The following is a 16,074-nucleotide window of genomic DNA, read 5'->3' as shown; positions in this document are numbered from 1 at the left end:
CCCGTTGCCCAGCCTGTTTATTAAATTATTCAACAATAGCCGGACTAGGTTCCGCCGGTTCCCCCAGGAAGGCTCTGTGCGACGGTGGCTGACTGCCATCAATATCTTTCACGCCAAGCTCTTCACCAAGTTCCGCTGCAATCCATACTCTGCCACTGCGCTCCATCAGGTTTTCGGATTCAGCAAGGGCGGCAACAACCCGCCCGCCAAACTCGGGACTTTCAGCCGTTGCCACAATATCCGCATACTTGTCGGGTTCGGCATCGAACACTGCCTGAGTCCGCTCGGTTCTGACCAGCCCCATCCATAAAGAGACAGAAGCAACATTGTAAGGCTTCAGATCAATCGCCATATCCACCGCAAACTTGTCAACCGCAGCCTTACCAGCGCCATAAGCCGGACCATGCATATAACAGCGGGCTCCAAAAGACGACACGTTAACCATCAGCCCCTCACCCTGTTCAGACATAATACGTGCTGCGTAATAACTGGCTACATACGTCGAGCGCATGCCAACATCCAGAATATCCAGCATGGATAACCCTTTGTTCCAGAACGGGCCCGGCTCTACCAGCCGGTCAGGCAAGGCAGTGGCCGAGTTCACCAGAATATCCAGACGACCACTGTCTCTTTGTATCCGTTTGAACAGCTGTTCCACCTGCTGGTCATCACCGTGATCACAAATCACGGCAACCCCTTTACCGCCCCGGGCAGTGATTTCATCTGCTGTTTTCTGTAACGTTCCGGGCAAAGGAGCATCGCCTTCCTGCAGGGTTCTTCCGGTCACATAAACCGTCGTTCCCGGTTCAGCCAAAGCCAACGCAATACCCTTGCCTACACCACGACTGGCTCCGGTGACCAGCACGACACGATCAGACTTCAACGGCATTTTGAGATTCCTTCTTATTGTTCTGTTGCACACTGACATTCGCCTGGGCCAACTGCATATCATTCTTGATATGGTTAGCAGCCAGATAGCCAAAGGTCATGGCCGGACCAAGAGTGGCACCGGCACCGGGATAAGTCTGCACCATGGGCGAGGCCGAGGTATTACCGGTGGCGTAAAGCCCCGGAATCGCCTGTCCCTGCCTGTCCAGCACCCGGGCATGAACATCGGTACGCAAACCACCCTTGGTACCGATATCGCCGGCATTGACTTTGATGGCATAAAACGGACCTTTCTCCAGCGGTGCATTGCAGGGGCTCGACGGACTGGTCGGGTCGCCATAATAACGGTCAAACAGCGACTTGCCTTTATTGAATTCAGGGTCAATGCCCTTCTGAGCGTTGGCGTTGTACTCCCTGACCGTATTCAGAAGACCTTCTTTATCGACACCAATTTTCTCTGCCAGAGCTTCCAGCGTATTTTCACGGAAATAATAGTCGTCTTTTTTCAGATGATCCGGCAGGCGTGAGTCAGGTGCCGCATATCCGGGCAACAGTGGACCACAGGGGTAACGATTGCGGAACCGGGCATCAAACACAAACCAGCAGGGCGCTGCCGTGACACCTTCTTCCTGATCGGCCCGGTACATGTCGTAACCAATATCATTATAAGGAGCCGCTTCGTTACAGAACCGCTTACCGGCGCTGTTCACCATCATGGAACCGGGCAATGCCCGTTCAACAAACAAAATCTGGGACTGCACTTCTCCGGGCGGCAAGGTAGACGGCGCCCACCAGGCATGTTCCATATAGGCCACTTCAGCACCCAGCGCCATGCCAGCCGTGATGCCATCTCCCGTGTTCTGCCCCGCTGGCGTTCCGCTCCAGCTGGTGTGGGAAGGCTGGGGTAAATATTGCTCACGCATAGCTTGATTCTGCTCAAATCCTCCCGTTGCCAGAATCACACCTTTTTGCGCTTTTAGCCTTAACGTCTTTCCGTCTTTCTCCACCTCAATACCGATAACAGTGTCGTTTTCTGTAATCAGATTTTTCATGGGTGAACTCAGCCAGAGTGGTATATTCCTGTCCATCATGGAAGCCCGCAGCGCTCCTACCAGAGCATTACCCAACATCAACAGTCGATCTCTTGAAGACTTAAAGCGCCAGGGAAGGTCACTCCAGTAACGCCACATGACTTTCAGGGTGGTCGGCAAGAAACCGGGGGAGCGCGTCAGCATGACCCTGGCCTGTTTCATGTCCATACTCATACGGCCCAGCATTAATGTCGCCTTTGTGGTCGGGCGCAGTTTCTCAAATTCATCACCCAGCTCGCGCGCATCGAAAGGCAGCGGATCCATGGAGCGATAGCCCGGAAGGCCGCCTTCCACTTCCGGATAATAATCGGCATAGGCAGGTTGTGACTCGTATCGAACCCGGGTGTTATTCTCAAGGTACTTGAGCATCTTTTTGGCATTACCCACAAACGCTTCTATCCGGCCATCGCCGGGATCATGCCCGATAATATTTTTGAGGTAGCTGATGGATTTTTCTTCAGAATCTTCACCACCCAGCTGAGATATCTGATGGTTGTCGGGTATCCAGATGCCGCCTCCGGAAATGGCAGACGTTCCACCATAGACGTCACTTTTTTCCACCACCAGAACACGCATCCCCAGATCATGAGAGCGCAAAGCTGCGGTTAAAGCACCGGCGCCCGAGCCTACAACAATGACATCAACCGTTTTATCCCAGACTTTGTTGTTATTATTATCCATTAGCTTGTCTCTTAATTTTGCCAGTATCTGCAGGCTAAAACAGCGAATGTCAGCCATTGACATAAACCCGCTATGATTCTTGCCGCTACCCTGCGCCCTAACATCGTCCACTGAGACTAAGCAAAGGCTTGCCGACAACAGCAAACCACTATATTCTGCGTGTTGCGCACCCGACCAAAGCGCATGATCAGTATCTGACGATTACAATGATAAAAGAGCAGATTCATGAGCGAAGCAATCAGCGTGAAAGAGTTCAGCAATCTGACTGATGTGTTATACGAAGGCATTCAGGAAGATGTCCCATGGAAGTCGTTTCTGCACAGCCTTCAGGATCAGATGCATGCCAACTCTGCCACTTTTATACTGAGACCCCCATCCAGTGATGCCGACGGCATCATTGTCAGCACCGGAGAAAATACTGATGATGAGGTGGTCGCCTATAACAAGCAGTTTTTTGCCCTTGATCCCTTTGTTGACCTGCCCCATGGCAAAGTAGTCACTCTGGACGAGTTTATTCCGGAGCGTGAGCAGGGACGGTCCGACTATTTCAGCCAATATCTGGCTCCCATGAACGTTTACCATATTGTTGGCACCGACATTCATACCAAAGACGGCGCTCACTGCAGCCTGAGAATCAGCCGGGGCAAACAGGCCGAATCCTTTTCGCTGGACGATAAAGAGGTGGTTGAACTACTGGTGCCTCATCTTGAATCTGCGGTGAAGATTCATATGCGCCTGAACCGGGTCAAGTCGGAACGAAACCTGTATGCCGGGGCTGTGAACCAGCTGGCGGTTGGTGCCATTATTCTGGATGAAGATGGCAAGATCATGAAAGTGAATCAGGTCGCTGAAGAACTGATAAACGACAATGACGGCCTGAAAATTACCGGTAAAACATTGCAGGTTGGTACCAGCAGCGACACCCGAAAGTTGCGGGAAATGATCCGTAATGCGCTTAATTCACACAATAAGGATCATACACCGTCTCTGGTAGAAGCCCTGCGCATTCAGCGTCTGTCGGGTGCCAGCGATCTGGGCATTGTCGTTCGTCCCATTCCCATGGAAAAATGGTCTGAAGGCATACAGTGTCCATCGGTGGCCATTTTCATCAGCGACCCTGAACGCAAATCAAAAGCTCCACAGGAAATTGTAAAGGCCCTGTTCGACCTGACACCCGCTGAATCACAGCTGGCCATGTTACTGGCAAACGGCCTGACACTGGACGAAACGGCTGAAACCCTGTGTGTCAGTCGCAATACGGCAAGAGCTCACCTGCGTTCTATCTTCTCCAAAACCGGCGTCACACGACAAACCATGCTGGTACGCCTGATTCTGAAAAGTGTTGCCTCGCTGGGCTAGTGATTCCTGAAAGAATAGTGCTGTCTGTTAAATGGAGGCTTTGATGACTTATCAATAGCCTCCCGACTTCAAAAAAAGAAATAACCCACTGTCAAATCATTTTTTATGGCATTAATCTTCACAAAAACAATGATGTACAGCAATATAATTCAAACCCGCCTCTCCTATATAATCAGCCAGGTGGCTTTTGTTACAAACACAGCAAACAAAGCTATCGCCTGTTCCTGACCATCAGTACAACAAGTCCAACAAGCCTGAGTTCAGGTTATTTACTGTTCAAAGAAGAAAGAGGGAATTCTAAATGAATCAAGCTCAGTCGCTGTTCGAGCGAATGACGAGCATTAGCCTGGTACTCAGAATCGTTATTGGTATCGCTCTGGGTACACTTATTGCGGTAGCCTCTCCTGCTACCGCTGGCTCCGTTGCCATTCTTGGATCACTGTTTGTACGCGCTTTGCAGGCGGTTGCTCCTATTCTGGTATTTGTTCTGGTTATGTCGTCTATTGCCAACCAGAAGAAAGACCAACACAGCAACATTCGTCCAATTGTTATTCTGTACCTGATTGGTACTCTGGCTGCCGCTTTTACTGCCGTAGCTCTTAGCTTCCTGTCACCCGTCACTCTGAGTCTGGCAACAGAAGGTGCCAGCGCTACACCGCCGGAAGGTATTGGCGAAGTACTGAACACTCTGCTGTTCCGCATTGTTCAGAACCCGGTTGAAGCGCTGCTGAATGGTAACTTCATCGGCATCCTGGCCTGGGCAATTGGTCTGGGCGTGTTACTGCGCCATGCATCCGACACCACCAAGACAACCCTGCTCGATATGTCTGATGCCGTATCCAGCATTGTTCGCTTTGTGATTCAGCTGGCACCTTTCGGTATCTTTGGTCTGGTGGCTGACACTATTGCTTCCACCGGTTTTTCGGTACTGCTGGGTTACTCGCACCTGCTGGTGATTCTGGTGGGCAGCATGCTGATCATCGCTTTGGGTGTAAACCCCCTGATCGTTTTCCTGAAAACCCGTCAGAACCCTTACCCACTGGTGCTGCGCTGCATCCGTGAAAGTGGAGTGACCGCTTTCTTCACCCGTAGCTCTGCGGCAAACATTCCGGTGAATATGCAACTGTGCAAAAGCCTGAAGCTGCATGAAGACACCTACTCCGTTTCCATCCCTCTGGGTGCAACCATTAATATGGGCGGTGCCGCCATCACTATTACCGTGATGACTCTGGCTGCGGTGAACACTCTGGGCATTCAGGTAGACATTGCTACAGCGTTCATCCTGAGCGTAGTGGCTGCGGTTTCTGCCTGTGGTGCTTCCGGTGTGGCCGGTGGCTCCCTGCTGTTGATTCCTCTCGCCTGTAGCCTGTTTGGTATTCCAAACGAAGTGGCTATGCAGGTGGTGGCTGTCGGCTTTATTATCGGTGTGATTCAGGACTCGGTTGAAACTGCACTGAACAGTTCTACCGACGTGGTCTTTACTGCCACAGCGTGTATTGCTGCCGAACAGAATGGTGAGACTGCTGTTTCCGGTGAGCAGGCTGAAGCCTGATAGTACTGGCTTAACCTACACCCTTTGAATGCCAGGGGATGTAGGTTGGGACGAGCGGAACGCGACCTCCCAACACGGCAACTCTCTTATATCATCGAGTCCTGCAGGTTAATGGCTGATACTCCATTAACGGGCTCACTGTGTTGGGAGGTCGCTTCGCTCGTTCTGATTAGGCTATCTCTTTAACACAAATCCTGAAACCCTTGCGGCACAAGCTCTGTAGAAATAACGACAAAAGTCGTATAGCGAGTCGGTCGTGTTTTCATAGTCTTCATTTATCAAGGGTTTCAGGACGGTCGCCCCGTCATAAATTGTCAGAAGGTTAAATATTCAATATTTGTGTTAAAGAGATAGATTACTGGCGGAGGTCATGCATCAATAAAGAATGAGCTGTTTACCCGAGTAAACACCATGTTCGGTAATGTTAAAATGGCAATTGCAGGCACTTACCATAAGCTTCTCCACATTAGAGAATTACGTGCATAATAGTACAACTTATTTAAGTTCGTCTTAGGCATTGCAGCACAAAGGATTCCGCAGCCACTTTTGGAAGCCTGTTTCATTAACCCACTGATTTGGACCTGAAATTACGTATTTCTGGCAGGTCCATGTTCTTTGGCAGCCCTGTATTTGCCGTTAAATGGCAATATTAGGGCATCTCAGGGCAATAGGAACTCATAAAGCCCTATTTTAGCGGGTTTCAAGAAGTACATTGGTACTCGTAATTCTCCAAACTGGAGCATAAGCTTGATCCAAAGCATTTGCCTTCTTACTTGTCCGAATTCAACTATCGTTTTAACAGGCGCTTTGATATGCCTTCAATGATCACGAGGCTTGGGAAAGCGGCTGTCAATAAAGCTCCCATAACGGAACGATTACTTAAGCTTCCAGACAGCTATTCCCGCTTAATATACGTCTTAAGACGTTTAAATTTGTGTAGGCGAGGAACATTTAATACGTTTTTGAACGGGTTTGGCCATAGTTGCAACCGGTCAGATCATGCAGCATAAAGTCAAAAATAGTCGTTCAATTGTGCGATTGCAGATTTTTTTATCACGCTCTAAAGCCTGACAGCTGCGGGCTTTTGATAAAGGTCGGGAATCGCTGGCTTCCAGATAATCAAAAGACAGATATTGCTTAATCATCTTTTCGGGTGATGTTGTAAGCCTGTGCCTCATTGGGACTGATAGAAGCAGATTTTGCTGTGATAATCGGGGTAGAAGCCCTTATAGCGGCTATTTCATTTGGTAATACTGAAAAACTTTTATAAATTCTCTGCAGGATTATACGCAAAAAGAATGAAAAGACATGCGAGTATTCTCAAATTAGCACTACATGTAGTTTGGCGTATGATTAATGGTAATCAGGAAACATTATGAACAGCCTCTTATAGTTGGTTGTAGTAATCTCCATCACGTTGGCGGAAGAAAACATTGCAATATTGCAATTGCAATTTCAACGGTTTCTCCTGAAGAACGTCTACATATGGATTCGCCTCAAGGGTTACTGTAACTGCCTTGTTTTGCAGAAGCTTTTCGTAGAGTGCCCTTTTGGTATCCTCTTTATTGGAATAAGGCATTCGAATGATAATATTCTTATTACAGTTTGGTGCTGGAATAGGGAAATATTTTTTTGGTACAAATACCTCAAACTGACCCCCATCATTAAAACCGTATTTTTTATTAATTTCGTAATGATCAGGACGAAGCTCATACTCAAAGTGATAATATACTGAATACTTTCCCGGGTTGACCTTTATTTCCAGAGCTTGCAGCGGAAACACAGACCATAGGCCTAGAACGATTAGTATTTGTTTCATAAGTTACTCCGGTGCATAACGCCTGCTTCAGGCGCCTTCGAAGGTTTCAGGCTGTAGGAACGGAGCTCCAAACGAACTGGAGCCATTGGTTATGTAAACTCATTCAACGGCGTGTGGTGGTTATTCATAACTACCGTAGCTCATTTGTGAGAAGATTGCATTAAAGATGATCTCAAAGGACTAAGGCATTTGTATTAGTTGAACGGGCAGTGTCTTCTGGTACGGAATGATCCGCAACAGTGGCCAATCCAGCAGTTACAGCTGGAAAAGCAGGTAGAAAGAACTACTGTGGCTGCGGGAGTGAGTAGAGTGCAGAATTGTCAGCCTGGCTCTTCAATGTGCTAATGGCCCTGAACCTGTGGAATCTGAATTTGATATGAACGTACGTAAGATGCTTTCGCCCTGGGGGTAACATTGCTATTGAGGGAATTGTTGTATTCAGAGGGTGTTTACACAGATAGATATGATTGATAATTTATATTGAAAAAGTTTAACCATCAGGATTTTGGTTATTAGTAGTCAAATGTTATCTAACATGGAATTGTGATGATGCTCAAAAAAGTCTTTTATTCTGTCGCTGTAGCTTCTTTTTTCTCTCCACTGTCGTATGGGATGTCGCTCAATGAAGCCTTTCTTCATGTGCAAAAAAATAGCCCTATTATTCTAGCTGCATCTTACCGTAGCTCTGCGCAGATAGAGCAGGTGAAGCAAGAGCAGGCTGGCTATCTTCCGACGCTGGATGTGTATTCAAGTTGGGGAAAAGAGAAAAGTAGAAACAGTACCGTGGCTGGCAGAACAAACGACAAAGATGCGTTCGAGACACTAACCCGTAATGAAGGAAAGATAACACTAAAACAATTTATTTTTGATGGTTTAGAGACGCAGAATCGCATTTTGGGTGCTAAAGCAGAAAGTATGGCAGAAGTTCAAAATAAGCTAGATGTTCAAGAATCTACATTCTTTAGCGTTGTTCAGGTTTATATGGATGTTTTACGGCACCAAATGCTGCTGGATCATGGTCGAGATTATGTAAGCGTACAGAAAGCGATAGCTGACAAAGTTGATGATCGCGCTAGTACCGGGTACGGAGATAAAGCGGATCAATTACAAGCGAGTAGTCGTCTAAGGTTGGCAAGGGCAGAGTTGAGACAAATAGAAAGAGATTTGGCATCTGCAAAAGCATCATTTGAGAGGGTGGTTGGTGTGCAGCCTGAAGACTTGAGTATGCCTGATACAGTGTTGTCTATGCCCTCAGGTTTGCAAGATGCTGTTAGAAAGGCACTTTCTGTTCATCCTTCCTTGAAAATGGCTGAATATAGGAAAGATGCTGCAGAAAAGAACTACGAAGCCAGTAAGGGGCGTAATTTTCCTGAATTTGGCCTTGAATTATCAGCGAGCAGAAATCGCAACCTTGACGGTTCGAAAAGCCCTAGTGATGATTTTAATGCTTTGATAACGATGAATTATAACTTGTTCAGAGGCGGCGCTGATAAAGCGCGGATAAAGCAGCGTGCTGAACAGATGAATGAGTCTATGCAGGAGTATCAGGAAACCTATAGAAAAATTAAAGAGACGGTTTCTCAGTCATGGTTTGCTTTGGATGCAGCTCAAAAACGGGTAAAAGAAATCAATGGTTATGCGGATGAACGTGAACAGGTAAAAAACTCATTCTTTGAGCAATATCAGGTTGGGCGCAGATCGCTTCTGAACCTTTTGGATAGTGAGCAGGAGAGCTTTAATGCCAGAAAGCTGCAGGTGAATGAACAGTTTACCCTTCATCTTGAAAAATACAGGCTAGTTAGCTCAATGGGAGTACTTGCGTCTTCTCATAAATTTTAGAAGGTGCACATTTTATGAGCTTTAGTTAAATAAAAAGGAGGCTTACTATTCAGTCTCCTTTTTATTTAAGGCTGCATTATTGTCTTTTTACTTTATTCAGTTTCAGTCGTGTACATTTATCAGGGATAGGATTATGGCGATTAAATTAAAAATTGTGAATAAAGAAGGTGAAGTACGTGAAGTTACTTTGCAGGCTGGTGTCGAAATAAACTTACAAGCAGGTGAACAAATTGATATCACCGCTTCTGAAGGCTTGGAGCTCGTCTTAGTAAACGGTACGCTTGTCATTAGTGATGGTTTAATTGAAGTTAATATTGGGGGGTTTGCAAACTCCGGTGGTTTGATATCAGGTGGAAAAACGATAACGGCTCAGCAGGTTGCATCCGGAGAGTTTAATGGTGTAGAAGTTGTCGATGTCGTAGTTGAAGCAGAGAACACTGAAACAACGTTTGAAGCTGAAAATACAGAGATTGCTACAGATTCATCATCAACAGATGGCGGCGCTGGTAATGCATTGAATCCAGTAGCTGATGTATTGGCAGGTGATGGCGGTGTTGATTCCTTGTTTGTCACTGGAGCAGAACAAGAGGATACCTCTCAGGCAACTACCAGGAATGAAAGAGAGGCGGAAGCAGAATCCGAAGCTGAGTCGCAGACAAGCCCTGTAGAACCTGAAAGCTTGCCGTCATTTTCTCCTATCAGTTTATTAAATGTGGCTTCACCATTTTTAGCTGCAGAAGAAGAAGTTTTTACGTTCACTCCTGAAGCGACTGGTGGTTCCGGAAATTATACCTATGAAGTTACCCTGACTGATGGGAGTGAGCTGCCAGAATGGCTCGTATTTGATCCTGCTACCGGAACAATTTCTGGCATTCCTGATGATGGCAATCTTGAAACACTTGAAATCAGAATTATTGTTACCGACTCGCAGGGGTTGGTATCACCACAGGAATTTACAACATCACTGAGTATTTCTGGTGTCAACGATGTGCCTGTTCTAAGTCTGGGTGAAGGTGACGAACTATTGGGAGGCATCACTATTACAGATGCTGACCTTGGCTCAACCCTGAGCAAGGCAACCGTTACTATTACCAATGGTGAAGCGGGTGACAGGCTTGGCGTTGACGTCGACAACTCAGGTCTGACAGCGGTTTATGAGAATGGTGTTTTAACACTGTCCGGTACTGCAACGGCTGGGGTTTATCAGTCCGTTCTTGATTCATTAGCTATAGATTCCAGCGAAGGGTTTACTGTTGGCGGTGACCGCATTCTGAATGTTGTTGTGACGGATGATCAGGGTGCAGAGAGTAACAGCGCCAATGCCACGGTTAATGTGCTGGCGGAGAACTGGTCTTTTTCTGAGGATGGCTTAATCGGTAGCCAAATAGCGGGTAGCTGGCTACCTGCAGGAAGTTCTGGCGATGCCTTCATGAGCAAAGTCGTCATGACCTTTAATGGTAAGGACTATGTCCGTGAGATCGGTGGTGAATTTGACACCATCAATGATGCCGGTGATTTTAAGATAGGCATTAAAGACCCTGATGGTACGCCACCCATTCCTGAAGTGGGTGCTATTTACTTCAGGGCAGATGGCACCATTGAATTAGTAGCGAATCCACTGCTTAACTTTTTGCCGAAAGACTTGAACCTGCCTGCCAGTTTTACCTATACGGTTAATGACGGAGGCAGTACAACAGAGCATACCTTTGGTATGGATGTTACAGGTCAGAATGATGCACCTGTTTTAAATCTGGGTGAAGGTGACGAACTATTGGGAGGCATCACTATTACAGATGCTGACCTTGGCTCAACCCTGAGCAAGGCAACCGTTACTATTACCAATGGTGAAGCGGGTGACAGGCTTGGAGAATGGTGTTTTAACACTGTCCGGTACTGCAACGGCTGGTGTTTATCAGTCCGTTCTTGATTCATTAGCTATAGATTCCAGCGAAGGGTTTACTGTTGGCGGTGACCGCATTCTGAATGTTGTTGTGACGGATGATCAGGGTGCAGAGAGTAACAGCGCCAATGCCACGGTTAATGTGCTGGCGGAGAACTGGTCTTTTTCTGAGGATGGCTTAATCGGTAGCCAAATAGCGGGTAGCTGGCTACCTGCAGGAAGTTCTGGCGATGCCTTCATGAGCAAAGTCGTCATGACCTTTAATGGTAAGGACTATGTCCGTGAGATCGGTGGTGAATTTGACGCCATCAATGATGCCGGTGATTTTAAGATAGGCATTAAAGACCCTGATGGTACGCCACCCATTCCTGAAGTGGGTGCTATTTACTTCAGGGCAGATGGCACCATTGAATTAGTAGCGAATCCACTGCTTAACTTTTTGCCGAAAGACTTGAACCTGCCTGCCAGTTTTACCTATACGGTTAATGACGGAGGCAGTACAACAGAGCATACCTTTGGTATGGATGTTACAGGTCAGAATGATGCACCTGTTTTAAATCTGGGTGAAGGTGACGAACTATTGGGAGGCATCACTATTACAGATGCTGACCTTGGCTCAACCCTGAGCAAGGCAACCGTTACTATTACCAATGGTGAAGCGGGTGACAGGCTTGGCGTTGACGTCGGCAACTCAGGTCTGACAGCGGTTTATGAGAATGGTGTTTTAACACTGTCCGGTACTGCAACGGCTGGTGTTTATCAGTCCGTTCTTGATTCATTAGCTATAGATTCCAGCGAAGGGTTTACTGTTGGCGGTGACCGCATTCTGAATGTTGTTGTGACGGATGATCAGGGTGCAGAGAGTAACAGCGCCAATGCCACGGTTAATGTGCTGGCGGAGAACTGGTCTTTTTCTGAGGATGGCTTAATCGGTAGCCAAATAGCGGGTAGCTGGCTACCTGCAGGAAGTTCTGGCGATGCCTTCATGAGCAAAGTCGTCATGACCTTTAATGGTAAGGACTATGTCCGTGAGATCGGTGGTGAATTTGACACCATCAATGATGCCGGTGATTTTAAGATAGGCATTAAAGACCCTGATGGTACGCCACCCATTCCTGAAGTGGGTGCTATTTACTTCAGGGCAGATGGCACCATTGAATTAGTAGCGAATCCACTGCTTAACTTTTTGCCGAAAGACTTGAACCTGCCTGCCAGTTTTACCTATACGGTTAATGACGGAGGCAGTACAACAGAGCATACCTTTGGTATGGATGTTACAGGTCAGAATGATGCACCTGTTTTAAATCTGGGTGAAGGTGACGAACTATTGGGAGGCATCACTATTACAGATGCTGACCTTGGCTCAACCCTGAGCAAGGCAACCGTTACTATTACCAATGGTGAAGCGGGTGACAGGCTTGGCGTTGACGTCGGCAACTCAGGTCTGACAGCGGTTTATGAGAATGGTGTTTTAACACTGTCCGGTACTGCAACGGCTGGTGTTTATCAGTCCGTTCTTGATTCATTAGCTATAGATTCCAGCGAAGGGTTTACTGTTGGCGGTGACCGCATTCTGAATGTTGTTGTGACGGATGATCAGGGTGCAGAGAGTAACAGCGCCAATGCCACGGTTAATGTGCTGGCGGAGAACTGGTCTTTTTCTGAGGATGGCTTAATCGGTAGCCAAATAGCGGGTAGCTGGCTACCTGCAGGAAGTTCTGGCGATGCCTTCATGAGCAAAGTCGTCATGACCTTTAATGGTAAGGACTATGTCCGTGAGATCGATGGTGAATTTGACACCATCAATGATGCCGGTGATTTTAAGATAGGCATTAAAGACCCTGATGGTACGCCACCCATTCCTGAAGTGGGTGCTATTTACTTCAGGGCAGATGGCACCATTGAATTAGTAGCGAATCCACTGCTTAACTTTTTGCCGAAAGACTTGAACCTGCCTGCCAGTTTTACCTATACGGTTAATGACGGAGGCAGTACAACAGAGCATACCTTTGGTATGGATGTTACAGGTCAGAATGATGCACCTGTTTTAAATCTGGGTGAAGGTGACGAACTATTGGGAGGCATCACTATTACAGATGCTGACCTTGGCTCAACCCTGAGCAAGGCAACCGTTACTATTACCAATGGTGAAGCGGGTGACAGGCTTGGCGTTGACGTCGGCAACTCAGGTCTGACAGCGGTTTATGAGAATGGTGTTTTAACACTGTCCGGTACTGCAACGGCTGGTGTTTATCAGTCCGTTCTTGATTCATTAGCTATAGATTCCAGCGAAGGGTTTACTGTTGGCGGTGACCGCATTCTGAATGTTGTTGTGACGGATGATCAGGGTGCAGAGAGTAACAGCGCCAATGCCACGGTTAATGTGCTGGCGGAGAACTGGTCTTTTTCTGAGGATGGCTTAATCGGTAGCCAAATAGCGGGTAGCTGGCTACCTGCAGGAAGTTCTGGCGATGCCTTCATGAGCAAAGTCGTCATGACCTTTAATGGTAAGGACTATGTCCGTGAGATCGGTGGTGAATTTGACACCATCAATGATGCCGGTGATTTTAAGATAGGCATTAAAGACCCTGATGGTACGCCACCCATTCCTGAAGTGGGTGCTATTTACTTCAGGGCAGATGGCACCATTGAATTAGTAGCGAATCCACTGCTTAACTTTTTGCCGAAAGACTTGAACCTGCCTGCCAGTTTTACCTATACGGTTAATGACGGAGGCAGCACAACAGAGCATACCTTTGGTATGGATGTTACAGGTCAGAATGATGCACCAATTATTGAAATTTCATCCAGTGACTCTTTCGAAAATGCCAGTGGTTTATTTGGTAATATAGAAATCAAAGATCCTGATCTTGGCGATAAAATACAGAGTGCAACAGTATCATTGAATGAGCCTGCCGCTGGAGAAACACTCAGTATTGATGCAGGGGGCATTTTTGATGATTACGGCATTAATGTTACGTCTTCTGTACCTGGTCAGTTGAGTTTCTCTGGTGAGGCTTCAAAAGAAGATTATGAGGCAGCATTAAGTCGGGTTTATTTTATTTCTTCAAACGCCCCCATTACTAGTGGTAACCGCACTCTGACGGTTGAAGTGTCTGATTTACAGGGAGCCATAGGTCATGCAGAAAAAACGATTGCTGTTAATTCAGCAAGAGATTACGAAGTGCATGAAGATGACCTTCTAGATGGACAGTCTGATGACTTGCCAACACATTGGAAGGCAGAAGGCTCTGAAGCTAAAATAACCAGTGTTGTAATGACCTATAAGGATAGAGACTATATACGTGATGTAGAGGACTTTACTCATGGTGATTATTTCAAAATCACTATTGAGGATCAGGAAGGGGCTGGAGGCATTCCTTTTGATCCTATTGGTGAGGTCTACTTTCATGGAGATGGTCGCGTTGAATTTGTGCCGATGGATGATCTGAATATTCTTCCAGCTAATTTTGCATTGGATGCTCGTTTTACCTACACAACTGAACTGTCTGGGGTTGTCTCGGTTGATACGATGGATATCAAATTAATAGGTGATAAAGACTCGCCGACCGTTATCTTTAATAAAAGTTCTGACCACAGTAGTTCAAGTGGGCTGTTTGGAGATGTTAATGTACTGAATGATCTCAGCTCTGTGATCAATTACTTAAAAGTTGGCATTAGTGGTGACGCAGGAGGTGATGTACTTAAAGTCGATATTGCAGCTATTAATCAGAGGTATGGCAATGATTTTATCGATGTAGAATATCGAGATGATGGCGATATTGTATTTAGTGGGCATCTTTCCGGACAAGACTCATTAAAGCTGTATGAAGATTTAATAAGTCGAGTCTATCTGGTACCCGCGGACTCAACGGCTGATGGTACTGAAAGAACACTACATCTTGATATATTTAATTCGGAAGGTCAGGACGGGGAGTTCTACCGAAAGGTTACCGTCAACAAAGAATCAGCCATCACTACCTCAGAAAGCGACCTGATCAGCGGCACTGGCAACCAGCATAGCTGGTTACCGGAAGGTATGAATGAGGGTATGATCACCAGTGTTGTCATGACGTTTGATGGCAAAGACTACATTCGTGATATTCATGATTACTCTGATCGCAGTGATCATTTCAAAATCACCATTGTGGATGAAGATAAAGGCATTCCGGAATTAGGTGCTTTATATTTCAAACCCGGTGGCAGTATTGTGTTTGAACCGTACCCGGTTATGTTGTCACAGGTGTTGGGTTCGAGTGATATGCAGAAGCCGGGTTTGGCTGCAACATTCACCTACACCATTGAAGACAGTGAAGGTAACAGCAGTGTGCATGTTCTTGATATGACGCTCGCAGGTGATGATGTGATAACTGCCACTTTCTCTGAACCTTCAGAGGGGTATAGCGTTCTTAATCTTGTCGGAACCAATGACGAAACAGTGCTTCTTGAGTACTTTGCACGGGAGGCTGGTGACGGCGAGAAAGGCATTGGCGGTATAGAGGAAGTGTCATTAAACAATGCAACACTTAGCTTTGATATAGAAGATATCATTGATGTTACTGATGATAACAATATCCTTTATATCTCTGGTAGTGGTGACATTGAAGATGGCTTTGATCAGGGTCTTACTAATGAGGGAACTGTGAGTCAGAATAGTAAAGACTGGCAGCATTACAGCTATAGCTCAGGCGACGATGAAGTAAATGTGTACGTAGAGCAAAGTTTGTTACCGCAGGTTGTTTGATGACTAATACCAATTCCGCTTTCTAAATATGGCCATGAGCAAGTCATTATGGGTCACGGGACAATACCCTGAAGGGCATAAAGGCGGAACGACGAGTAATAGCGAGCTATTGCGAGGAGTTCCAACGCAGCTCCCGTGATTCAGAATGGCTGCGCAATTCATGTTTAGAAAGGGGAATTGGTATAAGATACTGTAATCTGG

The 16,074-nt window shown here is 46.6% G+C and carries 8 protein-coding genes and 1 pseudogene; 6 read left to right on the top strand and 3 right to left on the bottom strand.

The genetic code is table 11. The annotated features are described in order from the left end of the window. Nucleotides 1-25: 25 nt before the first annotated feature. Entirely contained in the window at nt 26-889 is an 864-nt protein-coding gene (locus EZMO1_RS06795; RefSeq protein WP_034874531.1) for an SDR family NAD(P)-dependent oxidoreductase, read from the bottom strand. Then, entirely contained in the window at nt 873-2,717 is a 1,845-nt protein-coding gene (locus EZMO1_RS06790) for an FAD-binding protein (RefSeq protein ID WP_236631993.1), read from the bottom strand. The genes EZMO1_RS06795 and EZMO1_RS06790 overlap by 17 nt, the downstream gene beginning before the upstream one ends. Nucleotides 2,718-2,885: 168 nt before the next feature. Between EZMO1_RS06790 and EZMO1_RS06785 the strand changes: the two genes are divergently transcribed. The 3 genes and pseudogenes from EZMO1_RS06785 to EZMO1_RS27570 all read left to right on the top strand — a co-directional run. After that, on the top strand, nt 2,886-4,019 hold the full coding sequence (locus tag EZMO1_RS06785; protein WP_034874533.1) for a LuxR C-terminal-related transcriptional regulator: 1,134 nt from the start codon (nt 2,886-2,888) through the stop codon (nt 4,017-4,019). A gap of 301 nt (nt 4,020-4,320) precedes the next feature. After that, nucleotides 4,321-5,571 carry a serine/threonine transporter SstT gene (gene sstT / locus EZMO1_RS06780; RefSeq protein WP_034874535.1) on the top strand — a complete coding sequence of 417 codons (1,251 nt, stop codon included), beginning with the start codon at nt 4,321-4,323 and terminating at the stop codon, nt 5,569-5,571. 354 nt (nt 5,572-5,925) lie between these two features. Continuing rightward, nucleotides 5,926-6,024: pseudogene (locus EZMO1_RS27570) on the top strand (IS1595 family transposase); the annotation flags it as partial. 934 nt (nt 6,025-6,958) lie between these two features. Here EZMO1_RS27570 and EZMO1_RS06775 read toward each other — a convergent pair. Then, nucleotides 6,959-7,390: a hypothetical protein gene (locus EZMO1_RS06775; RefSeq protein WP_051789729.1), complete on the bottom strand. Its 432-nt coding sequence runs from the start codon at nt 7,388-7,390 to the stop codon at nt 6,959-6,961. 546 nt (nt 7,391-7,936) lie between these two features. Here EZMO1_RS06775 and EZMO1_RS06770 point away from each other — a divergent pair. The 3 genes from EZMO1_RS06770 (at nt 7,937) to EZMO1_RS06760 (ending at nt 15,873) form a co-directional block, all read left to right on the top strand. Beyond that, nucleotides 7,937-9,229 carry a TolC family outer membrane protein gene (locus EZMO1_RS06770; RefSeq protein ID WP_034874537.1) on the top strand — a complete coding sequence of 431 codons (1,293 nt, stop codon included), beginning with the start codon at nt 7,937-7,939 and terminating at the stop codon, nt 9,227-9,229. A 133-nt stretch (nt 9,230-9,362) separates the two neighbouring features. Next, nucleotides 9,363-11,156 carry a putative Ig domain-containing protein gene (locus tag EZMO1_RS06765; protein WP_061509311.1) on the top strand — a complete coding sequence of 598 codons (1,794 nt, stop codon included), beginning with the start codon at nt 9,363-9,365 and terminating at the stop codon, nt 11,154-11,156. Further along, nucleotides 11,083-15,873, top strand: a complete 4,791-nt coding sequence (locus EZMO1_RS06760; protein WP_145912506.1) for an autotransporter outer membrane beta-barrel domain-containing protein — start codon at nt 11,083-11,085, stop codon at nt 15,871-15,873. The genes EZMO1_RS06765 and EZMO1_RS06760 overlap by 74 nt, the downstream gene beginning before the upstream one ends. The last annotated feature ends 201 nt before the right edge of the window (nt 15,874-16,074 follow it).

This window comes from Endozoicomonas montiporae CL-33 (assembly GCF_001583435.1).
Taxonomy (GTDB): domain Bacteria; phylum Pseudomonadota; class Gammaproteobacteria; order Pseudomonadales; family Endozoicomonadaceae; genus Endozoicomonas_A; species Endozoicomonas_A montiporae.
The sequence above is the reverse complement of the archived record's forward strand: the minus strand, read 5'-3'. Positions and strand labels throughout refer to the sequence as shown.

Excerpts from the sequence above, each read along its gene's own strand:
- EZMO1_RS06795 (WP_034874531.1), bottom strand. The coding sequence starts at position 889 with ATGCCGTTGAAGTCTGATCGTGTCGTGCTGGTCACCGGAGCCAGTCGT.
- EZMO1_RS06790 (WP_236631993.1), bottom strand. The coding sequence starts at position 2,717 with ATGGCTGACATTCGCTGTTTTAGCCTGCAGATACTGGCAAAATTAAGA.
- EZMO1_RS06785 (WP_034874533.1), top strand. The coding sequence starts at position 2,886 with ATGAGCGAAGCAATCAGCGTGAAAGAGTTCAGCAATCTGACTGATGTG.
- sstT (WP_034874535.1), top strand. The coding sequence starts at position 4,321 with ATGAATCAAGCTCAGTCGCTGTTCGAGCGAATGACGAGCATTAGCCTG.
- EZMO1_RS06775 (WP_051789729.1), bottom strand. The coding sequence starts at position 7,390 with ATGAAACAAATACTAATCGTTCTAGGCCTATGGTCTGTGTTTCCGCTG.
- EZMO1_RS06770 (WP_034874537.1), top strand. The coding sequence starts at position 7,937 with ATGATGCTCAAAAAAGTCTTTTATTCTGTCGCTGTAGCTTCTTTTTTC.
- EZMO1_RS06765 (WP_061509311.1), top strand. The coding sequence starts at position 9,363 with ATGGCGATTAAATTAAAAATTGTGAATAAAGAAGGTGAAGTACGTGAA.